Annotated in this window: 23 protein-coding genes and 2 pseudogenes; 9 read left to right on the plus strand and 16 right to left on the minus strand. The window is 64.3% G+C overall.

The genetic code is table 11. The features are described from left to right. Positions 1-196: pseudogene (locus tag Q362_RS0110165) on the minus strand (IS5/IS1182 family transposase); the annotation flags it as partial. 128 nt (positions 197-324) lie between these two features. Here Q362_RS0110165 and Q362_RS23570 point away from each other — a divergent pair. Next, positions 325-429, plus strand: a pseudogene (locus Q362_RS23570) (ABC transporter permease); the annotation flags it as partial. Positions 430-883: 454 nt separating this feature from the next. Here Q362_RS23570 and Q362_RS20135 read toward each other — a convergent pair. Further along, the gene (locus tag Q362_RS20135) at positions 884-2,005 is read right to left on the minus strand and encodes a transglycosylase SLT domain-containing protein (RefSeq protein ID WP_051554084.1); all 1,122 of its coding nucleotides are present in this window, start codon (positions 2,003-2,005) and stop codon (positions 884-886) included. A gap of 190 nt (positions 2,006-2,195) precedes the next feature. On the opposite strand from Q362_RS20135, the gene Q362_RS0110180 reads away from it, so the two are divergent. Continuing rightward, positions 2,196-3,020 carry a nitroreductase family protein gene (locus Q362_RS0110180; RefSeq protein ID WP_028318604.1) on the plus strand — a complete coding sequence of 275 codons (825 nt, stop codon included), beginning with the start codon at positions 2,196-2,198 and terminating at the stop codon, positions 3,018-3,020. Positions 3,021-3,220: 200 nt separating this feature from the next. Then, a complete protein-coding gene (locus Q362_RS20140; RefSeq protein WP_035216358.1) occupies positions 3,221-5,986 on the plus strand; it encodes a cation-translocating P-type ATPase in 2,766 nt (921 codons plus the stop codon). 370 nt (positions 5,987-6,356) lie between these two features. On the opposite strand, the gene Q362_RS0110190 is transcribed toward Q362_RS20140, so the two are convergent. The 3 genes from Q362_RS0110190 to Q362_RS0110200 all read right to left on the minus strand — a co-directional run bounded on the left by Q362_RS0110190 (position 6,357) and on the right by Q362_RS0110200 (position 9,748). Then, positions 6,357-6,632: an Lrp/AsnC family transcriptional regulator gene (locus tag Q362_RS0110190; protein WP_028318605.1), complete on the minus strand. Its 276-nt coding sequence runs from the start codon at positions 6,630-6,632 to the stop codon at positions 6,357-6,359. Positions 6,633-6,735: 103 nt separating this feature from the next. Next, on the minus strand, positions 6,736-6,930 hold the full coding sequence (locus Q362_RS0110195) for a ferredoxin (RefSeq protein ID WP_028318606.1): 195 nt from the start codon (positions 6,928-6,930) through the stop codon (positions 6,736-6,738). Positions 6,931-7,066: 136 nt separating this feature from the next. Next, positions 7,067-9,748, minus strand: coding sequence for a bifunctional acetate--CoA ligase family protein/GNAT family N-acetyltransferase (locus Q362_RS0110200; protein ID WP_028318607.1), 2,682 nt, complete (start codon positions 9,746-9,748; stop codon positions 7,067-7,069). A 331-nt stretch (positions 9,749-10,079) separates the two neighbouring features. On the opposite strand from Q362_RS0110200, the gene Q362_RS20145 reads away from it, so the two are divergent. The 5 genes from Q362_RS20145 (at position 10,080) to Q362_RS0110225 (ending at position 12,864) form a co-directional block, all read left to right on the plus strand. Next, on the plus strand, positions 10,080-10,442 hold the full coding sequence (locus Q362_RS20145) for a response regulator (protein WP_035216362.1): 363 nt from the start codon (positions 10,080-10,082) through the stop codon (positions 10,440-10,442). Positions 10,443-10,612: 170 nt separating this feature from the next. Beyond that, complete coding sequence (gene ald, locus Q362_RS0110210) at positions 10,613-11,743, plus strand: alanine dehydrogenase (RefSeq protein WP_028318608.1); 1,131 nt, start codon at positions 10,613-10,615, stop codon at positions 11,741-11,743. A gap of 106 nt (positions 11,744-11,849) precedes the next feature. Beyond that, on the plus strand, positions 11,850-12,209 hold the full coding sequence (locus Q362_RS20150) for a hypothetical protein (protein WP_035216363.1): 360 nt from the start codon (positions 11,850-11,852) through the stop codon (positions 12,207-12,209). A 122-nt stretch (positions 12,210-12,331) separates the two neighbouring features. Next, positions 12,332-12,541: an antitoxin MazE family protein gene (locus tag Q362_RS0110220; protein WP_028318609.1), complete on the plus strand. Its 210-nt coding sequence runs from the start codon at positions 12,332-12,334 to the stop codon at positions 12,539-12,541. Further along, entirely contained in the window at positions 12,538-12,864 is a 327-nt protein-coding gene (locus tag Q362_RS0110225; protein ID WP_028318610.1) for a type II toxin-antitoxin system PemK/MazF family toxin, read from the plus strand. The genes Q362_RS0110220 and Q362_RS0110225 overlap by 4 nt, the downstream gene beginning before the upstream one ends. On the opposite strand, the gene Q362_RS24840 is transcribed toward Q362_RS0110225, so the two are convergent. Further along, positions 12,804-13,130: a helix-turn-helix domain-containing transcriptional regulator gene (locus tag Q362_RS24840; protein ID WP_342670233.1), complete on the minus strand. Its 327-nt coding sequence runs from the start codon at positions 13,128-13,130 to the stop codon at positions 12,804-12,806. The genes Q362_RS0110225 and Q362_RS24840 overlap by 61 nt on opposite strands. Continuing rightward, positions 13,127-13,249, minus strand: a complete 123-nt coding sequence (locus Q362_RS24740; protein WP_281172881.1) for a helix-turn-helix domain-containing protein — start codon at positions 13,247-13,249, stop codon at positions 13,127-13,129. Before Q362_RS24740 ends, Q362_RS24840 begins: the two co-directional genes overlap by 4 nt. A gap of 390 nt (positions 13,250-13,639) precedes the next feature. On the opposite strand from Q362_RS24740, the gene Q362_RS0110235 reads away from it, so the two are divergent. Further along, positions 13,640-14,161: a PepSY-associated TM helix domain-containing protein gene (locus tag Q362_RS0110235; RefSeq protein WP_028318611.1), complete on the plus strand. Its 522-nt coding sequence runs from the start codon at positions 13,640-13,642 to the stop codon at positions 14,159-14,161. Between the two features lie 120 nt (positions 14,162-14,281). Here Q362_RS0110235 and Q362_RS22265 read toward each other — a convergent pair whose 3' ends face one another. Genes Q362_RS22265 through Q362_RS0110280 form a run of 9 tightly spaced genes read right to left on the minus strand, consistent with a single transcriptional unit; the run spans position 14,282 to position 20,811 of the window. Next, the gene (locus tag Q362_RS22265) at positions 14,282-15,022 is read right to left on the minus strand and encodes an energy transducer TonB (protein ID WP_028318612.1); all 741 of its coding nucleotides are present in this window, start codon (positions 15,020-15,022) and stop codon (positions 14,282-14,284) included. Then, positions 15,019-15,402: an ExbD/TolR family protein gene (locus Q362_RS0110245; RefSeq protein WP_028318613.1), complete on the minus strand. Its 384-nt coding sequence runs from the start codon at positions 15,400-15,402 to the stop codon at positions 15,019-15,021. The genes Q362_RS22265 and Q362_RS0110245 overlap by 4 nt, the downstream gene beginning before the upstream one ends. Then, positions 15,383-15,814: a TonB-system energizer ExbB gene (gene exbB / locus Q362_RS0110250; protein WP_028318614.1), complete on the minus strand. Its 432-nt coding sequence runs from the start codon at positions 15,812-15,814 to the stop codon at positions 15,383-15,385. Before exbB ends, Q362_RS0110245 begins: the two co-directional genes overlap by 20 nt. A gap of 7 nt (positions 15,815-15,821) precedes the next feature. Beyond that, on the minus strand, positions 15,822-16,610 hold the full coding sequence (locus Q362_RS0110255) for an ABC transporter ATP-binding protein (protein WP_035216367.1): 789 nt from the start codon (positions 16,608-16,610) through the stop codon (positions 15,822-15,824). Beyond that, positions 16,607-17,617, minus strand: coding sequence for a FecCD family ABC transporter permease (locus Q362_RS0110260; RefSeq protein WP_028318616.1), 1,011 nt, complete (start codon positions 17,615-17,617; stop codon positions 16,607-16,609). Before Q362_RS0110260 ends, Q362_RS0110255 begins: the two co-directional genes overlap by 4 nt. Further along, positions 17,614-18,666, minus strand: a complete 1,053-nt coding sequence (locus Q362_RS0110265) for an ABC transporter substrate-binding protein (protein ID WP_028318617.1) — start codon at positions 18,664-18,666, stop codon at positions 17,614-17,616. Before Q362_RS0110265 ends, Q362_RS0110260 begins: the two co-directional genes overlap by 4 nt. A gap of 12 nt (positions 18,667-18,678) precedes the next feature. Continuing rightward, the gene (locus Q362_RS0110270; RefSeq protein ID WP_028318618.1) at positions 18,679-19,251 is read right to left on the minus strand and encodes an FmdE family protein; all 573 of its coding nucleotides are present in this window, start codon (positions 19,249-19,251) and stop codon (positions 18,679-18,681) included. 13 nt (positions 19,252-19,264) lie between these two features. Continuing rightward, complete coding sequence (locus Q362_RS20165) at positions 19,265-20,164, minus strand: DUF364 domain-containing protein (protein WP_035216397.1); 900 nt, start codon at positions 20,162-20,164, stop codon at positions 19,265-19,267. Positions 20,165-20,187: 23 nt separating this feature from the next. Continuing rightward, complete coding sequence (locus Q362_RS0110280; protein WP_028318619.1) at positions 20,188-20,811, minus strand: class I SAM-dependent methyltransferase; 624 nt, start codon at positions 20,809-20,811, stop codon at positions 20,188-20,190. Positions 20,812-20,828: the final 17 nt, after the last annotated feature.

Raw genomic sequence — 20,828 nt, forward strand, 5'->3', positions numbered from 1 at the left:
TAAGAATCTTGAACAGCAAGAGGACATCGTATCCCTTGGGACCAACATTGGATTGCCGACCCTTGTCCCGAGCCTTTTCAAGCGCCGGACGAAACAGTTCCCAGTTGACCGTCTCGTTGATCTTGGTAAGCGGATCGCCGTTTTTGTCGATGTTGTGCAATCGGTCGTGCAGGTCAAAGAAGCCGGGCTGGATCATGGCTGGTCTCCATCAGGTGAGGTTGTCGGCGCCCTTTAAAACGATGGATAACATAACATTTTAGCGCAAAATCAACAAGTTGATATTTAAGCTTGTTGCTGGTTACTGCACTTAATTTTCAAGAAACCCTGGAGGTGGTCTGGCCGCAGTACCTGGCCCTGGCGATAATCGGCACGGTGCTGTTCGCGCTGGCGCTGGTTCGGTTTCGTAGAACCATCGCCGCCCTGGCTTGAAGACGGCAGGGCTGCTTTTTTCTCGTTCTTTTCTTTTGGCAAGCAAAGAAAAGAACATTTCGCGGGGATAAAGCGGCGTTCCGCTGGGCGCGGGGCCGTCCTTTTGCTTTGTTTGCTCAAAAGAAGGACCAAGAAAAGAGCACCCCGCTGCTTAAGGCCCTTCGGGCTTCCTTGCGCTTCTCGGTCAGGGTGGAAGCGGTGTGGCGAGCGGCGAAGCAGCGAGACCACACGGCGTATTGGACAAACTCGCTTATGCTCGAACAGTGCCCATGTCTTATCCGCCCTGACCTGCGATGCTCAGCGGAACAGATGGGGAAAAACCTGTTGGCAGCAGGTACGATTTGTCATTTTGACGCGCACAGCGCGGAGAAATCTCGTCGTGGCGGGAGGTCGTTCTGTGCTGAACTATTCGAAATTACTATAAAAAAATTTGATTTGAGCGGCGGCAGGGAGCTTACATCCCCGGAATGCCGATCTGCTGGATGCGGACTGCGTTGAGCCCCTCCTCGTAGGCCGGCAGGGTGCCGAGGGTGCGGAAGAGGCGGAAGGCGAGGGCGTTGCCCAGGACCCGGATGGGGTAATCGCGCGGCAGTTGCTGGAGGTAGGGCTGGACGGTGACGAAATCGGTGGCCCCGTACTGCTGCATGATGAAGCGCAGACCGCCGTTTTTGGGACCGATGTTGTAGGCCAGCAGGCCGAGGAACAGGTCGCTCCGCATCTGGGCGAGATAGTGCGCCAGAGTCGCCGCGGCCAGATAGCTGTTGTGCCGGTGGTCGTCGGCCAGCGGCCGGGCCACCCCCAGCCGGCTCGCCGCCTCCTGCATGGCCGCTTCCGGAATCTGGGTGATCTGGAACAGGCCCTGGCCGCCATCCTTGCTGTCGCGCGGCAGAAAGGACGATTCGGCGGCGGCGATGCCGTGGAGCAGATCGGGGTCCAGGTGGAAGGCCTTGGCCGCGGCGTCGATTGCCGGGCTGAAAGGCTTGGCCCGGTCGATGAGCTGTCGCAACTGGGCGGTATCGAGACGACGGTAGGCGGCGAAGACCTGGTGGGCGATGGTGGTCCGGCCTGCCTCCTCCCTGCCGCCGACCAGGATGCGGAACTGGCTGAAAGCGAAGAAGAAATCCCCCTTGATGGTCATGATGCCGGTGATCAGGGCCAGGGTCAGGGCGACGGCAGCGGGCAGAAACAGCTTTTTCTGCCGCAACCAGCGCCGCAGCCACAGCCAGCCGAGCAGCAGCAGGGCGCCGGTCAGGATCAAGCCCAGCACGCCCAGGGTAAACGGTAGCAGGTGCGAGAAAAACCGGGTGCCGGAAAATCGGGCCGCCGCGCATCCGAGCAGGACGACGACGCCGGTGGCCGCGGTCACGACCAGACCGAAAACCTCCAGGCCTGTCCAGACGATCAGCTCTTTGGTGGAAACGGCCGGTTTCTTGCGCCGCCGCTTGCCGCCGCTTTTGCCGGTCCTGGGCCGGGGCCGGCTGGTGCCCGGCTTTTTTTGCTTTTTTTTCGGGGGCGTTTCTGTCCCGTCCGGCGCGGCGGGCGGGGGAGGCGTTTTTTTGGGTGTACTGGTGGACAAACCACTGTCTCCTTGTTCGGGACCGGCTCTCCGCCGGCTTCGTTTGCGCGCACAAACGAAAACAGTGCCGGAGAGGGGCGGGGATGTGTTACTCTGGGGCAGGGGACAAGGCATCCGCCCGTCCTGCCGCGATGCCGCAAGAAACCATCTTTGCCCATCCCCTGTCAATCCTTCAGCGCGGAGAACATCCATGGCACTCTTCACCGTCAATCAGGAAACCTGCAACCGCGACGGCATCTGCGCCGCCGTCTGCCCGTACGGCATCATCGCCTGGAGTCAGGGCGCTTGCCCCGCACCCACCGCCGACGCGGAACAGTTGTGCATCCGCTGCGGCCATTGCGTGGCGGTCTGCCCCACCGGCAGCCTCAATCATTGCGACATGCCGGTGGCGGATTGCCCGCCGGTGCGGCCGGAATTCCGGCTCGACCCCGAACAGTGCGCGCATTTCATTCGCAGCCGGCGATCCATCCGGGCGTACCGGCAGCGCCCGGTGGAGCGGGAGATCCTGGCCCGTTTGATCGACATGGCCCGCTACGCCCCGTCGGGCATCAACTCCCAGGGGGCGCGCTGGCTGGTCATCGGCGACCGCGAGGCATTGCGTCGGCTCGCCGGCCTGGTCATCGATTGGATGTGCTGGTTGCAGACCGGGATGCCCGAAATTGCCAGGGGAATGCATGTCGAACGGACCATCGGCCGGTGGCGGGCAGGTGAGGATGTCATCCTCCGGGGAGCGCCAGCGCTGATCGTCGCCCATGGGGACAGGGACAACCGCATGTCCCTGTCCACCTGCACCATCGCCCTCGCCACCCTGGAACTGGCGGCCACCTCCCTGGGGCTGGGCGGCTGCTGGGCCGGGTATTTCAATGCCGCGGCCGCCGTCTTTCCGCCGCTGCAGGAGGCCCTGGGCCTTCCGGCGGGACACCAGTGCTTTGGTGCGATGATGATCGGCTACCCGAAGTTCGTCTACCATCGCCTGCCCACCCGCAAGCCGGCGGCGATCGACTGGCGGATGTAAGGCCGGTTCGGCGGGTGCGGAACATGCGCGGCGGCCTTGGCCGCACATTTTTCCGCAGCCCATATCAGCCTGTCTTGCGGAGCGTTTTCATCGGACAGCCCCGTTGCGCGGCCGGGAACCGGTTGCGCGGCCGGCGACGATGGTTATAAAGGGAAAAACTCTTTTCTCTTTCGCAAGCATTCCCCGGCACAAGGAAACCGATGCATCCCGAACGAAGCAGTCATGCACAGGCCGATGCCTGGCACACCATGGACACGGCGGCCGTGTTGCAGGCGCTCGCCAGCGGCGAGGCGGGGTTGAGCGCGGCGGCGGCCGACGAACGGCTCCGCCTGCACGGCCCCAATCAGATCAAGAGAAAGCCGAAGGACAGCGTGGCGCAGCTCCTCTGGCGGCAGATCAACAATCCCCTGATCTGGGTACTGCTGGCCTCGGCCGGCCTGGCGATGCTGCTGGGCAAGCTCACCGACGGCTTGGTGGTGCTGTCGGTGGTGGTGATCAACGCCGTGATCGGCTTCATCCAGGAATTCAAGGCCGGCCGGGCGATCGAGGCCCTGTCGGGCATGGTCCCCCGGAACGCGACGGTCATCCGCGACGGCAGGAACCAGACGGTGCCGGCAATCGAGCTGGTGCCCGGCGATCTGGTCCTGCTGGCGGCCGGCGACAGCGTGCCCGCCGACATGCGCATCGTCGGCCTGAAAAATCTCCAGGTGGAGGAGGCCGCCCTCACCGGCGAGTCGGTGCCGGTGGAAAAATCGGTGGCCCCGGTTGCGGCCGACGCCGTGCTGGGCGACCGGACCTGCATGGCCTACAGCGGTACCCTGGTCACCTCGGGCACGGCCACGGCAGTGGTGACCGGCACCGGCATGGCCACCGAACTGGGCCGGATCTCCGACATGCTGGCGAGCACGGTGGACCTCGAAACCCCGCTGACCAAGAAGCTGGCCGAGGTGAGCACCTGGATCACCATCGGCATCGTCCTCATTTCCGCGGTCATCCTGGCCATCGGGGTCAAGCGGGCCCTGGACATGGGCATCCCGCTCGGCGCGGCCCTCAAGGAGACGCTGGTGTTCGCCATCGCCCTGGCGGTGGGCGCCATTCCCGAGGGCCTGCCGGCGGTGGTGACCATCGCCCTGGCCATCGGCGTGCAGCGCATGGCCCGGCGCAACGCCATCATCCGCCGTCTGCCGGCGGTGGAAACCCTGGGGTCCACCACGGTGATCTGCTCCGACAAGACCGGCACCCTGACCTGCAACGAGATGACCGTCACCGAATTGGTGACGCCCGGCCATGTGTGCCGGGTCAGCGGTACCGGCTACGATCCCGAGGGCGGTTTTGCCATCGACGGCCAGGCCGTGACACAGTTGCCCGCGGAACTCGGCAACCTGCTGACCGTGGCGGTGCTGTGCAACGATGCCACCCTGGGGCAGGAGAACGGCGCGTGGGCCATCACCGGCGATCCCACCGAGGCGGCGCTGCTGGTGGCCGCGGCCAAGGCCGGCATAACGGCCGGGGAGGCCACGGCCCGTCTCCCCCGGCTCGACGCCATCCCCTTTGCCTCGGAAAACCAGTACATGGCCACCCTCCACGGCGGAGCGGCGCCGATGGTCGCCATCAAGGGCGCCCCGGAGGCGGTCTTCCACCGTTGCCGCCAGGCCGGGGATGAAGACCTGCACCGGCGGATGACGGCCGAGATGGGCCGCATGGGCGCGGACGGCATGCGGGTGCTGGCCCTGGCGGCGAAACCGTGGCCGGGGGCGACGGATCAACTGACCGAGGACGCGGTCGACGGGGACTTCGATTTTCTCGGCCTGATCGGCATGATCGACCCGCCGCGGACCGAGGCGGTCCAGGCGATCGCCGCCTGCCACCGGGCGGGGATCGATGTGAAGATGATTACCGGCGATCACCGGACCACGGCCCAGGCCATCGGCACCGGCCTCAACCTGGCGGCCGATGGCCGGGTGGTGACCGGCGTCGAGCTGGCGACCATGGACGAAGAAACCCTCCGGCAGACATCCCGCGACACCCATATCTTTGCCAGGGTGGCCCCGGAACACAAGCTGCGGCTGGTCAGGGCCCTGCAGGCGGAAAACCACATCGTGGCCATGACCGGCGACGGAGTCAACGACGCGCCCTCGCTCAAGCAGGCCAACATCGGTGTGGCCATGGGCATCACCGGCACGGCGGTTTCCAAGGAGTCGGCGGACATCGTGCTCGCCGACGACAACTTCGCCAGCATCAGCGCCGCGGTGGAGGAGGGCCGCCGGGTCTACGACAACCTGGTCAAGTCGCTGGCCTTCCTGCTGCCCACCAACCTCGGGCTGGCCCTGATCCTCATCTACGGCATCATGTTCTTTCCCTTCGATCCGGTGAGCAAGGTCCTGCTCCTGCCCATGCTGCCGACCCAGTTGCTGTGGATCAACCTGGTGGCGGCCGTGGCCCTGGCGCTGCCGCTGGCCTTCGAGGTCCAGGAGCCCGATGTCATGCGCCGGCCGCCGCGCGACCCCGACGCCCCGCTGTTCAACGGCTTCGTGGTCTTCCGGGTGGTGGCCGTTTCCGTGCTGATGACCGGCGGCACTATCGCCCTGTTCGTCATGGAGCACGGCCAGGCGCTGGCCGCCGGGGTCTCCCCCGAACGGGCACTGGCCAGGGCCCAGACCATTGCCGTGACCTTCGTCATCTTTTTCCAGATCTTCTACATGATCCACTGCCGCTCGCTGCGGGACAACATCCTCGCCATCGGCCTGTTCAGCAACCCGACGATCTTCTGGGGCATCGGTGTCATCCTCGCCCTCCAGGCCCTGTTCGTCTACCTGCCGTTTTTCCAGCAGGTGTTCCGGACGGCGCCGCTGTCGCTTGCCGACCTCGGCCTGACCGCCGCCGCCAGCTTTCTCATTTTCCCGATCATTTCCCTGGAAAAATGGATCCGTTCGCTGATATGGGCGCGGAGGACGACCACTTCCTGACCCCCGCTCGTGCCCGCTTTTCGGCGTAGCGGCGGGACCACACGGCAGCGGGTTGACAACAGACAAGGCGGTCCTTTGGTGAAGGGCCGCCTTGTTCGCTTTCTTGCCTTCCCGAAAGAAAGGCACCATCCAGGCGGGCGCCCGACGGGAGCGCCGGCCAGCGCGCACCGCTGTCTCCGGCGCCTGCGGCGCGGCAGCGGCGTTTCCGTAGGGAGTTCAGGTTGGCGGAAAGGGAGGGGTGTTCATTGCCGCCGGGCCGGGCGGCAGCGGTGTGGCGAGGGGATGTCCCGTCGCTTCGCGCGTCGATATGACAGGCCGTCCTTGCCGCGTTGCGCCGGGCGAGGACGGCCTTGGCTGATCCGGAAGGGAATTACATCCCCACGGCGAACATGGCTTCCAGGTCGTGGCGGGAGTAGGCCTGGAAGGCGAGCATGGTCTCGGTCTTGACGATGCCTTCCATGGCGAGCAGTTTCCTGGTCACCAGGTCGGCCAGGTCGTCGTTGGTCTTGACCCGGATGATGGCCACCAGGTCGTACTTGCCGCTCACCGAATAGACCTCGGAGACCCCGCCGATTTCCTGCATGTGTTCGGCGAGTTCGTTGATTCGGTTGCGTTCGGCGTTGATCAGAATGATCGCTGTCACCATCGTTGCACCTCGGGATCCGATCCGCTCGGCGGTCGGCAATCGATACGTTGCAAAAAAACGGCCGGGCGCTCCGGCCCGGCCGGCGAGTCTTTCCGGGGCGGGCTCACTCTTCGTAGGAGATGCATCCCGCCGGACAGGAACCGACCGCCTCCTCGACGCACTCCTCGTCCCCGCCTTCCTCCATGATGACGTAGGCCTTGCCCACGTCGATGTCGAAGCCGAAGATTTCCGGACAGATTTCCACGCAGGCCTCGCAGCCCAGACATTCTTCCTGATCGATTGTCACTTGTTTTGCCATGCTTTTCCTCATGCAGCGTTAAAAAAGCCGTCCCTCGGCATCGGAGCGGACAGCGGTTCGTTCTTCGGTGGTATGCGCCGGGCGGGCCGGCCTGGTCCGGAGACGCGGAGCCTTGCCGGCCGGGGCGGTTCAGGGGTCACAGTTTTGCAGTTTTCAGGTCAATCGTCAACTTGTATTCCGATGGATCTTCGCCCTGTTTGATGGTGAATCCCAGCTTCTTGCCCAGGGCGATCATGTAGCGGTTTTCGGCCAGCACCGTACCCCAGACGATCTCCATGCCGCGTTCCTGCGCTATCTCAAGGCATTGCAGCAAGAGCTTGGCGCCGATGCCCTTGCCCTGCCAGGGATCGCCGATGAGCACGGAGAACTCGCCGCGCCTGCCGTCGGGCTCGCCGACGATGTTGGCCACGCCGAGCATGCGCTCCGTGCCCTCCTCGTCGTCGTCCAGGGCGACGAAGGAGATTTCCCGGTCGTAGTCCACCTGGGTGAAGCGGGCGAGGATCTCGGGCGAAAGCGTCTTGACCACGCTGAAGAACCGGTAGTAGATGCTGGTGGGGGTGAGCGAATTGAACAACTCGACGAAGAGCGGCGCGTCCTCGGGCTTGATCGGCCGGATGAACAGCGGCATCTGCATGTCGGTGAGATCGTGCCGCTCCAGGTGCTGGGGATAGGGGCTGATCACCAGGTGGAGGTTGTTGAGGTTGTTGGTGTGGCCCTCGGTGCGGTGGATCCGGATGCGGGCGTCGACCGCGCAGGGCTCGCCGTTCTTGATCAGCACCGGGTTGATGTCCATCTCGACGATCTCGGGGAAATCGATCACCAGTTGGGAGAGCCGCACCAGGAGTTCTTCCAGCTTGTCCAGGTCGGCCGGCGGCGTGTTGCGATTGCCCGCCAGCAGCGGCAGGATGCGGGTGGCCTCCATCATCCGCCGGGCGAGCAGCCGGTTGAGCGGCGGCAGGCCCAGGGCCTTGTCGTCGAGCAGTTCGGCAAAGACGCCGCCCGAGCCGAAACAGAGGACCGGGCCGAAATTGTCGTCGGTCTTGCTGCCGAGCAGCACCTCGAAATCGGCGCCGGCGATGAAGGGCTGGAGCGAGACCCCGACAATCCGCGCCTCGGGATTGTGCGCCCTGGCGCCGGCCACGATCCGGTGGAAGGCCCGGCGGATATCCTCCTCGTTGCGCAGGTCGAGCTGCACGCCGCCCGCGTCCGACTTGTGGCTGATGTCCGGCGACACCAGCTTCATGGCCACCGGCATGTCCATGTCGCCGGCCAGGGCCACCGCCTCGTCGGCCGACACGGCCAGCACGGTCGGGTTCACCGGGATGCCGTAGGCGGCCAGGACCTCCTTGCTCTGGATCTCCGACAGCATCTCCGTCTCCTGCTCGAAACACTCGTAGATGGTGCGGAAGACCTGGTCCCGGTTGAAATAGAGTTCGGTGGGCAGCTTGGGCGGCGCCTGGGAGAGCAGCTCCAGGTTCCGGGTGTACTCGACCATGTAGAGAAAGGCGCGCACCGCCCGTTCTGGGGTCTCGTAGGTGGGAATGTCCGCCTGGTTGAGGATGTCGACGGCTTCGGCTATCCGTTGGCCGCCCATCCAGGAGGCGAAGACCGGCACCCGCTTGCGCCGCACCAGCTTGGCCAGCGCGGCGGCGACGTCCTCCGGCGCGGTCAGGTCCTGGGGCACCATGATGATGAGGATGCCGTCGAATTCCCTGCTGGCCAGGCAGAGTTCGAGCACCGAGACGAACCGCTCCACCGTGGCGTTGCCGAGGATGTCGATGGGATTGCCCCGGCTCCAGTAGGGAGGCAGGATCTCGCCCAGCTTGGCCATGATTTCGTCGCTCAGCGGTGCCGGCTCCAGGCCGTACTCGGCCAGGGTATCGGCGGCCATGACCCCCGGCCCGCCGCCGTTGGTGATGATCGCCAGCCGCGTGCCCGCCGGCCGGGGCTGCTTGGCCATCAGCTCGGCACAGTCGAACAGCCGGGCCAGCGAGGGCACCCGCACGATGCCGGCCCGCTTGAAGGCCGCGTCGTAGACCGCGTCCTCGCCGGCCATGGCGCCGATATGGGTGGAGGCGGCACGGGCGCCGACCCTGCTCTTGCCGGCCTTGAGCACGATGATCGGCTTGATCCGCGATACCGCCCGGGCCGCGCTCATGAACTTGCGGGGGTTGGTCAGGTTTTCCATGTAGAGGAGGATGGCCTTGACCGAGCCGTCGTTGCCCAGGTAATCGATCAGGTCGCCGAAATCGACATCCAGCATGGAGCCGATGGAGACGAAATGGCTAAATCCCATGTTTTCCACGGCAGCCCGGTCGAGGATCGCCGCGCAGATGGCACCGCTCTGGGAAATCACCGCCAGGCTGCCCTTGGCCGGCATGCCGCCGGCAAAGGTGGCGTTGAGGTTTTTGGCCGGCCGGATGACCCCCATGCAGTTGGGGCCGATGATGCGCATGCCGGACCCCTCGGCCGCCCCTTGGATCTGTTCCTCGATGAAGGCGCCCTCCTCGCCCAGTTCCTTGCCACCGGCGGAGATGATGATCACCCCCTGGGTGCCGGCCCGCACGCACTGGCGGACGATCTCCGGCACGGTGGCGATGGGGGTGGCGATGAGCGCCATTTCCGGCGCCGGCTCCACCTCGGTGATGCTGCGGTACGATTTCAGCCCCCGCACGGTTTCGTGGTTGGGGTTGACCGGCACGACGGTGCCGCCGTACCCGCCCAGGATGAGGTTGTCGATCAGGGCCGCGCCGATGGAACCCTGCCGGTCGTTGGCGCCGATCACCGCGATGCTTTTCGGGTCAAAGAATTGTTCCATGGATGGTCCTGGTCCTTGCCGTCGGTTTGATTGATTCTTGGTACTGCCGCGTGGTGCCCCGCCGGTCATGCCGGGCCGGGCACCGCCTCACCTCACCTACCCTTTCTGCCACCAGTTGACAAGCATTTTGCAGGAAAATGCATGGGGGCGATGCCCGCAACGGCCGCCGCCTCCGTTTTTGAACGGTCACGCCGCCGCGTCGCAGAAAAAAACCGATGCGCCACGTGCACATACCTCTTGACGCCGCCGCGCTTCTCTGCCAAGTTGGCCGGGATCGGTTCCGTCGGCAGCCCCCTGTCGACATGCGTGTCTTTCCCGTTGCGAGCGGTCCATGCCGAAAAGGATACTGGTTGTCGAGGACGAACAGCTGATCGGTCTGATGCTGGCCGAGGAGGTCCGGGACCTGGGATGCGAGGTCACCGCCGTCGTGACCACCGGCCAGGCGGCGATGCGGGCCGTCCATCGCGATCCGCCGGATGCCGTGCTGATGGACATCAGCCTCGCCGGCATGCTGGACGGGATCGAAACCGCCCGGATGATCAAGGCCAGGCAGGACATTCCCATTCTTTTCTTCACCGGCTACCAGGATCGGCAAATGCTCGACCGGGCCCGTTCCGTGCGTCCGGCCGGCATTGTCGACAAGCTCGACTCTCCCGAAAACATCCGTGCGGCCATCGCCTCCCTGCTCCGGTAGGTCGGCCTTCGTCCCCTGTGCCTCCCGTTTGCCGGCAACGGCCCAGGTCGGCGGCCCATATATTTCCGATAAAGAACCGCCGGGCATTGCCGCTGTTTTCCGCGCCGCTTACAATACAAAAAAGAAAAGCGGATGACGGCCTTGTCCCCATTGCCTACAGGAGCACGCCCATGATCGTCGGTATTCTCAAGGAGATCAAGACAGAGGAAAATCGCGTCAGCATGACCCCGGCCGGGGTCGAGATCCTGGTGAAGAACGGCCACCGGGTGCTGGTGGAGCCGGGTGCGGGCGCGGGCAGCGAGTTCGACGACGCCCGGTATGAACAGGCCGGCGCGGTGATGGTGGCCGGGCCGGCCGAGGTGTACCGGCAGGCCGAAATGGTGCTCCACGTCAAGGAGCCCCAGCCGGCGGAATACGGCATGATCCGGCCGGGGCAGGTGCTGTTCACCTATTTCCATTTCGCCGCCTCGGAGGAGCTGACCAGGGCGATGATGGTCAGCCGGGCGGTGTGCATCGCCTACGAGACGCTCACCGACCAAAGCGGCGGGCTGCCGCTGCTCACGCCGATGAGCGAGATCGCGGGCCGGATGGCGGCCCAGGAGGCGGCCAGGTATCTGGAACGCAGCCAGGGCGGGCGCGGCATCCTCATGGGCGGCGTGCCGGGCGTGGCCCCGGCCCGGGTCCTGATCCTCGGGGGCGGCGTGGTCGGCACGGAGGCGGCGCGGATCGCCTGCGGCCTCGGGGCGACGGTGCATCTGCTCGACACCAGCCTGCCCCGCCTGCGCCATCTGGCCGAGGTGCTGCCCGGCAACTGCACCCTGCTGATGTCCTCGCCGGCCGCCATCCGCGAACTGGCGGGCCAGGTCGATGCCGTCATCGGCGCGGTCCTGCTGCCCGGCGCCAAGGCACCCAAGCTGATCACCCGCGAGTTGCTGGCCACCATGAAACAGAGGGCGGTGGTGGTCGATGTCGCCATCGACCAGGGCGGCTGCTGCGAAACCTCACGCCCGACCACCCACAGCCGGCCGGTGTTCGAGGTGGACGGCATCCTCCATTACTGCGTCGCCAACATGCCCGGCGCCGTGCCCCTGACCTCGACCCTGGCCCTGACCAACGCGACCCTGCCCTATGTCCTGGCCCTGGCCGACAAGGGATGGCAGCGGGCCGCGCAGGACGATCCCGGCATCGGCCGGGGCGTCAACATGGTGGACGGCCGCATCGCCTGCCAGGGCGTTGCCGAGGCCTTCGACCTGCCCTTCACCCTCCTGGCCGCCCTGGAGACATCAGGCCACGGACCGTGACCGGCACGAACGAAAAATAATGCGCCCAACACGGCGAATTATGGTATAAAGCGATCGGGCAGGGGGTGGGGAAAGACGCTAATCCCTGCGTTCGTGAGGTACGGAAATGGGAAAGAAAACGCTTCGTGTCCTTATCTGCTGTCTGCTGCTGGTGCCGTTCGCGCCCACGGCGGGATGGAGCCATCATCACGGCGGCGCGGCCTTGGCCTGGGGATTGACCGGATTTTTCCTGGGCTCGGTGCTGACCTCCATCGCCTATCGCCCGCCGGCGGTGGTCTATGCGGCGCCTCCTCCTCCGGCCTATTACGCGCCACCGCCGATCACCACCTATGCCCCGGCCGTGCCGCCGGGCATGTGTCGGTGGGAGCGCTACGTGCTCGACCAGTACGGCCGGACCCTGCTCGACCGCTCCGGCAACCCGATCAAGGAATACACCCTCGGTTCCTGCCAATATCCCCCGTATTGACCGTTGATGGAAAATGATCCTCCGCTGCTTGGGCAGTCTGATGCTCAAATTTTGAAAAACAGATGGACGCCCTTGTTTCATGAAACAGAAAGGATTACGTTACATGAAACAGGAGGTGCGAAATGAGTGGAACAACAGAGCGGGTGCGAAAGCACCGTGAAAAATTGCGTCAAGCCGGATTGAGGCCTGTCCAGATATGGATTCCTGACACGCGACGACCGGGGTTTGCGGAGGAATGCCGTCGGCAATCGCTGGTCCTGCTGAACGATCCGCACGAAACAGAAATCATGACGTGGGTCGAGGCGGTAACGGATTTTGAGGACTGGAAGTGATGCGCGGCGATATCGTCGCGGTTGTCTTGCCGGGCGCATATGGAAAACCGCGCCCGGCTTTGATTGTGCAGTCCGACCTTTTCGACGCCCATCCTTCGGTTTCGGTCCTGCCGATCACCAGCGAATTGCGCGAAACGCCCCTGTTCCGCGTGCCAATCTCGCCAACAGCGGGCAATGGCCTGCACAAGCCGTCCGAAATCATGGTGGATAAGACAACAACCATACCGCGCGAAAAAATAGGCGACGTGATCGGCAGGGCCGACTATGCGCTTATGCAGGAAATCGACCGCTGTTTGGCATTATTTCTTGGAGTCGCGAAGTGATCGAATTCGCCAAGAGTATATCCCGCCGCTGATCGTTTATGCGGATGCGCCACCGGCCTTCCCGGCCCCGGCTGCTTCTCTGATGGGGAGGAATGCGGCGCATCGTCCTCTCCTGCACCACTCTGCCGCGCGGGGCACGGATTCCGCCGCTGAGAAAACTCCACCACCGCCAATGTACAGCCCAGGGCTTTGATCACCTTGACGATGGTGTCGAAGCGCGGACGTCCTCCAGGGGCAAGCGATTTGTAGAGGCTTGCCCTGGTCACTCCCGCCTGTCTGGAATTTTGGTCATGCCCTTTGTCCTGGCAGCCGTGTTGAGGGCGTGGATGAATTCCTCTTCCGTTCCTTCCTCGACAACGTCGAACGAGCGGGTTTTGACGGTCATACCTTATTCCTCCATGTTTGCCATGATTTCAGAGATCCTTGCGATATCCTGGCCTGGGTCGATTTATTGCCACCGGCCAAAAGGAGAATGACTGTATTATTTCTGATGGGGTAATAAATCCGGTAGCCGGGGCCGAAAAACATTCTCAATTCAAATAGATTTGCTGAGTATCCTGAAAGATACAATGGCCAATTGAAGCGACTGCGCGCTGGTCGGACGCTCCGGAGGGGGGATGGTTTTCCGGAGCTATCTGGCTCCGGCCCCATTGAAGCGAACAAGAGGCAATGTCAATCGTTGCCTCTGATTCTGGTTTTCCGGAGCTATCTGGCTCCGCCCCCCAAAAACACCATCACGCCACCAACAACAAACAACAAAACGAGATAAAAGAGAATGGAAGCAGGAAAGAACAGGTCGCTTCACCGGTGGATGCGCATATTGCACCGGGACATCGGTTTTTTTGTCGTCGGCCTGACCGTGATCTACGGTGTCAGCGGTATCATGCTGACCTATCGTGAAACCGGCTTGTTGAAGAGTGAAACCCATATTGAGAAAACTGTTGCGCCCGGACTGGACAGCAACCAGCTCGGCCGAGCCCTCCATCTTAAAAAAATGGAGGTAATCGGCGAAGATGAACAGGCAATTCGTTTTACCGGCGGAATCTATGACAAAACAACGGGAACCGCATCGTATACGAGCCAGGAGCTTCCGCTGGTATTGAGGAAATTGAACGACCTGCACAAAGTGCCCAGCCATGATCCACGGCAGTGGTTCACGGTGCTGTATGCGCTGTGCCTTGTATTCCTCGCGATCTCTTCTTTCTGGATGTACAAACCTGAAAGCAGATACTTCAAACGATCCGTTGCCATTGCCGCCGCCGGTGTCATCGTCGCGGCAGTACTGGTGCTCCTCTAACCGGGAATATTCTCCGATCCTCGGGAATACGCGCTCGCGGCCGTCGCCGTCTTTTTAATGAATAGATGAGCCCGTCCCGTCGGACCTCGAATAGGGCCGAGACGCGGCCCGCAACCCACGCTATTTTCTGAGATTGAAGACGATGGGGAGGGTGAGGTGGGCAGGTGCGGGCGGTTTGGGGAAGGGCACAATGCTGCGGATGGTGGTGACCACGGCTGTATCCAGGATCTCGTGCCCTGAGCTTACGACAATGGCGATGTCCTCGGCCCGGCCGTCCTTCTTGAGCAGGAAAGAGACCACCACCTTGCCGGAGAGACCCATGCGCCGGGCTGTGGCGGGGAAGGTCAGGTGCTTCATGATCAGCCGGCGCACATATTCGTACGAATAGGGCAGACCGCCGCCGCCATCGCCGCTGCCCGTCGGTTGGCCGCCGGCCGCCGTCTGGCCCGCGCCGGCATGGGCCGCGGTTCCGGCGGTGCCGCCCTGCTCGGCTTGCAGGGCATCCTGCGCTGTCTCCGTCTGGGCGGTCGCCTCTTCCGGGGCCGGCTCCGGTCGCGGTTCCTGCTTCGGCGGGGTTTGCACCTGCTTGGCCGGTTTTTTCTTCGCCACCTTTGGCGGAGCCTTTACCGGCTTCTTCTTCGGCTCGGGCGGTTGTTCCGGGGCGGGAGCGGCCTGCGGTTGCGGGGCTTCCGGTCCGGGAGGCGGTCCGGTGCCCGCATGGGCCGACTCGGCGATGGCCAGGGAAAAATCGATCACCAACGGGGTCTCGGGCTCCGCATACCTGCTGAACAAAAGCACGCCGAGCACGACCAAGGCGTGCACGACCAGGGAGAGTTGGGTGGCCTTGGTCTGGGGCGTCATGGGCTCTGTTCGGTTTGCAGGCTGAGACGGGTGAAACCGCACTGCCTGATGGCGGCAAAGACATCGACAAACCCCTGCAGGACCAACTCCCTGTCCGCCCGCACCAGAATGGGTGTTTCCCGGTCAAACCCCTCCAGGATTGCGGTGAGCTGGTCGAGGGACATCTCTTCCGCGTCCAGCCAGATCCGCCCCTCCTTGTTGATCACCACGGTGCGGGGATGCAGGTCCTGGATCTCCTCGCTCTCCTGGGTTTTGGGCAGCTCCACCTTGATACCGCCGGTGGCGATGAAGGTGGAGGTGGTGAGGACGATGGTCAGCAGCACCAGCATGACGTCGACCAGCGGGATGACGTTTAAGTAATCAAATTCCTTCTCGTCCATGGCGGATATCCCACTGGATGAGGAGCACCTTGCATTTGCGCAAAAGCAGGTTGTAGAGGGTGACCGCCGGGATGGCCACCAGCAGGCCCAAGGCGGTGGCCTTGAGCGCCAAGGCCAGGCCGGTCATGATCTTGGTGGTGTCGAAGCCGGCGGCGCCGATGTCGTAGAAGGTGAGCATGATGCCGAGCACGGTGCCGAGCAGGCCGATGTAGGGGGCGTTGGCGCCGATGGTGGCGATGAGGTGGAGCTTGCGGGTCAGGTGCAGTTCCAACTCCTTGCGGTCGGCAAAGGCCTCGACGCGGGTGGCGCGGAAAACGAAGAACCGCTCCAGAGCCAGGGCCAGGGCGACGATGCTGAGCACAAAGAGGAGTCCGAGCACGCCGTAATCGATGAGTTGATGCAGCCAGTCCATAGGTATCTCACAAAGCCCAGGCCGGGACGCACACCCGCGCCGAGCCGGTTTGACCGGGAATGTTCATGACCTTGACCTCGATGCGGTAGAGTTCCTGCAAGGACCCGGTGGTGACCACCGCAGCCGGGTGGCCGTCGGCCAGGACCGCACCCTCCCTGAACAGAATCACCCGATCGGCGGTCATCAGGGCATGGTCGGGAAAATGCGTGGTCATGATGAAGGTCAGCCCCTCCCTGGCCAGGCCGACGATGTCGCTGAGCAGCCGCATCTGGTTGCCGTAGTCGAGGCCGTTGACCGGCTCGTCCATGATGAACACGTCGGCCCCCTGGGCCAGGGCGCGGGCGATCAGGGTCAGTTGCCGTTCGCCGCCGCTGATCTCGGTGTAGGGCCGGTCCTGCAGGTGGCCGATGCCGACCTTGGCCATGGCCGTCTGGGCCAGGACGCGGTCCTGGGCGGAATAAGTCGAGAAAAAGCCGTGATACGGCATCCGCCCCATCAGCACCACCTCTTCCACGGTGTAGGCGAAGGCCTCGCGATGCACCTGGGGCACATAGGCCATGCGCTTGGCCAGTTCGGTGCGACGATAGCTCTGCAGCAGGCGACCCTCGAAGTGGACGAAACCGCTTTGCGGCATCAGCAGGCCGAGCAGGACCTTGAGCAGGGTGGTCTTGCCGCTGCCGTTGGGGCCGAGCAGGCTGACCACCTCGCCGGCGCGGAAATCGAGGGAGATGTCGTGCAGCACCTTCCGGCCCCGATAGGCGAAGTTGACGCCCAATGTCTGCATGAGCGCGCTCATCGCCACCCCCTGCGCACATTGTTCAGCACCAGCACGAAGAAGGGGATGCCGATCAGCGAGGTCACGATGCCGGTGGGAATTTCAAAGGTGAAGAGCAACCGGCAGACATTGTCGACCACCAGCAGGTAGGTGGCGCCGAGCAGGGCGGCCGCCGGCAGGAGCAGGCGGTTGTCCGGGCCGACCAGCATCCGGCAGATGTGGGGGATGATCAGCCCCACCCAGCCGATGATGCCGCCGATGACCACGGTCAGGGCGCTGACCATGGTGGCCAGGAAAATGACGGTCATCCGAACCTGCTTGACATTGATACCCAGGGCGCTGGCCTCTTCCTCGCCCATGCTCATCACGTTGAGCCGGCCGCCGTGGCACAGCAGCAGCACGATGCCGAGCAGCATGGGAACGCTGACGGTCAGGATGGTCGGGCGGTCGGCGGCGGCGAGGTTGCCCATCAGCCAGTAGACGATGGCCGGCAGTTGGTTGGTCGGGTCAGCGGCGTATTTGGCGATGGAGAGCAGGGCAGTGAAAAAGGCGCCGCTGATGATGCCGCCCAGGACCAGCATAATAATCGAGTGCGAGCGGAACAGCCGGGCGATGCCCACGGCCACGCCCACGGCGGCGAAGCCGAACGCCAGGGTCGAGCATTGCACCACCAGCCAGCTGTTCGCCAGCATCATCCCCAGGGCGGCACCGAAGGAGGCCCCGGCGAGCACGCCGAGAATGCCCGGCGAAACCAGGGGGTTGATGAACAGAGCCTGGAAGGCGGTCCCGGAAACGGCGAGGGCGGCGCCGATGAGCAGCGCGGCCAGGATGCGCGGCAGGCGGATGTCCAGGAGGACGTTGGTCAGCAGGCCGCGGCTTTCCTCGTCGAGGCCGGACAAACCAAAAAATTTCCAGCCGGCAAAGGCGAGGATGTCGTCGAGCGGCACCCGGTACTTGCCCAGGCACAGGGAGACAAGCACGGCAGCCACCAGGAGCGCGGCCAGCAGGGGCAGGGAGAGTCGCTTCATCGGTTGAGCACTTCCCCGGCCTGGGCCTCGGTCAACTCCACGCCGAGGAACAGTTGGTAGAAGGAGCGGGTCTCCGCGACCATGTCCACGGGGTAGCGGTCGGGATACAGGAGGTTGATCAGCCATTTGATCCCCAGAAGCCGCATGAACGACGGCGGTCGGTCGAACCAGTTGAACGGCTCGTAGGGGATGAGGTACACCCGCTTGTCCTTGACGGCCTTCAGGTTCTGCCAGCGGGCATCGGCATAGACCGTGTCGTAGAAGGTCTTCTCCTTCACCAGGATGACCTCCGGATCGTAGAGAAGCAGCTGCTCCATGGAAATCTTCTCCATGCCGTAATGGTCCAGTTCCTCACCCCGGTGCACATTGACGCCGCCGGCAAGGGGGATCAGTTCGGCGTGCAGGGAGGCGGCCCGCTCGGTGCTGAGGCCGTCCGTCCCCTCGGCGTAATACACCCTGACCTTCTTTTCCTCGGGAATGGCCGCCACCAGGGCCTTGGCCTCGTCCAGAACCTTTTGGGCGTAGCGCGATAGGGTTTCGCCGCGTTCTTGCCGATCGGTGATGTCGCCGACAAACCGCAGGGCCTCGGGATACAGGAGCACGCTGCCCAGACGGACGTTCACCAGGGGAAAGGGCATGCCCGCCATGGATTGCACGAACTTGTCGTTGGGGGCATCCTCCCGCCAGGCCCAATGGATCATGAAATCCGGTTTGACCTGGAGCAGCACCTCGCGGTTGAGCGTCCTGCCCTGGCCGGCCATGCCGCCGATCACCGGCAGGTGGCGGTAGGCGGGCACGGTATATTTTTTTTCGCTGTCATAGAGCGGGAAATTGATGCCGGCCAGCAGGGCGGGGTCGATGGCATAGATCAGATAGGTGCCGGGCGGCGATACGGCGGCCACCTTGGTGATGGTGTCGGGCAGGGAAACCTTCTTGCCGGCCATGTCGACGATGTGCCTGGCGTGCAGCGGCATGGCCGCCAGCAGCAGACACAGCACCACGGGCAACGACCAACGGCGGAATGGACGCGGACAAAAGCAGCTGCGCATGGTTCGCCCTCCTCAATCGGTGATGCGGTAGTAGTCAACCGCCGCGGAGCAGGGTACGCACAGCACCCGCTCGCCGTCCCGCACTTCGCGGCCGTCCATGACGGTCTCGCCGCAACGGGCGCAGGGCACGCGGGAAAGCGGCTTGCCCGGCATGTCCTCGGGCCGCAGCGGCACCGCCACCTCGTTGATGGTGAACAGCTCCTCTTCGGGCAGGGTGGCGAAATCGGGTTCTTCGCCGCCGTTTTCCCCCTGTTTCCGGTTGCCCTTGACCACCACCCGGAAGGCCGTGTTGGTTTCCAGGTTGATGAAGGTGGCGGCCATCTTGCCGTAGTCGCGGATCTTCATGGTGCGCTTGCCCGGCCGGCATCCGGTCAGGGCCATGATGGCATCGGTGGTGCAGCGGTCGATTTCGACGAAGACCATCAGTTTCTTGCGGTCCGCGCCCTTGGGATCGGTGATGCCGATGCGGCGCAGGCCGGCCATGGTCATGCGGGTGCCGATTTTGATGCCGTGGCAGATGTCGCCATGAAACTGGCCGGCCTGTTCGACCAGCTCCTCGTAGGTCCCGAAAGAGGGAGTTTGCATTGGTTGCTCCTTTTTATCGATGGGTGGGCATCAGCCCCAGTTGCTGCAATCGTGGTGCATTGAGCAGGTTGATCTTGCGCACGCAGCTGGTGAACAAACGGTAACCGCCGCCGCCCTCGGCCAGCAGTTCCAGGGCGCGGTCGCTGTTGGTCACCACCGAGGTGCCGACCAGGGCGACGTGGCGCCGGAACAGTGGCTCGGGCACGAAACCGGCGGTGGGGCCGACCACGGCGATGGCGGCGTCGTCCGGCACCTGGGCAATCAGTTGTTCGATGCTGCCGTTGGCGATGGCGGCGCCGGTGAAAACCGCGGTCTGGCAACGGGCCAAGGCAAAGGCGGTCTGTTCCGTCGGCATGAAGGTGCCGAAATCGGCTTCGGCCTCGGCCCTGGTTTCCTGCTTGTGGTCGATGATGGAGACGCTGGTCGGCCGCAGCTCGCGCAGACGCTTGAGCAGCGGAATGATCGCCCCCACCATGCAGACCCGGCGGTCCCGGAACAGCGACCCCATCCCGGAGAGATCCTCGCCGCAGCCCGCCGGATAGAGATGCTGGGCGAAGAAGGGCGCGGACAACGCGTTGAGGGTCGCCAGCCGGATGACTTCGGCGAAGGGATGCGGAAAATCCCCCTGCATCACCATTTCGGCGGCCATCCCCCGGACCGTCGGCGAGGTTCCCTTGAGAATGCGCCGGCCGGCGCTGCGGACCAGGTCCGGCGGCGTGTAGGCGACGCCGGCGTGGCCGTTGTTGAGCTTGACCCCCACGAAAAAGACGCCCACCACCAGCCGTTCGACCCGGAGCGCCGCCAAGTCGGTCCCGTACCGTTGGGCAAGGACGGCCGCGGCTTCGTCCACAATCGACTGTCCGCCGGCAGCGGGCTGCTGTTCCTGCGGAAGGGCGCCGTTCCCGCTCGACATGACCGCTTTCTCCATCGCCGTCCTCACGCCGCTTCCCTGCGGAAGGTGATCCACAACCCGTCGTCGCCGCGGTCGATCCGGAAGAGGTCGATACCGGCGCTCTGGAGCGCGTCGATATACTCCCGGTCGGCCCGCTGCGGTGGCCGACGGTTTTTCGCACCCCACTCCGGATGGAGGCGGTTGCGCTGCCGTTCCAACTCGGCCCGCGTGGCAGGATCGCCCAGGCCGCCGCCGACATAGGCATGCCCGCCTGGTCGCAGCACCCGGCGGATTTCGCCGAAGGCCGCGGCGAGATCGTCCCAGAAGGGCAGGGACCCCCGGCTGATCGCCAGGTCCACCGAGCCCTCGCCAAGGGGAATGGCCTGCACCCGGCCGAGGAGAGTACGGGCGCGGGTGCGACAGCCAAAGCGGACGATGTTTTCCTCGGCGCAGGCCAGCATCGCCGGCGACTGGTCGAGGAACACCAGGTCGAGATCGGTGATGCCGGCCAGGGCCAGCCCCAGGTAGCCGCCGCCGCAACCGATGTCGAGGCAGCCGCCGCTGGTCACGCCGGTCCGGGCCACGATCCGGTCGGCATAGTAGGCGTAGATCGGGGCGTTCACGCCCAGGGCCACTTCGTTGTAGGTCTGGATATCGGAGGGATGCATGCCGCGTCCGTTTTCCC

Origin of the sequence: Desulfobulbus elongatus DSM 2908 (assembly GCF_000621145.1) — a bacterium.
In the GTDB taxonomy this organism is placed as follows: Bacteria; Desulfobacterota; Desulfobulbia; order Desulfobulbales; family Desulfobulbaceae; genus Desulfobulbus; species Desulfobulbus elongatus.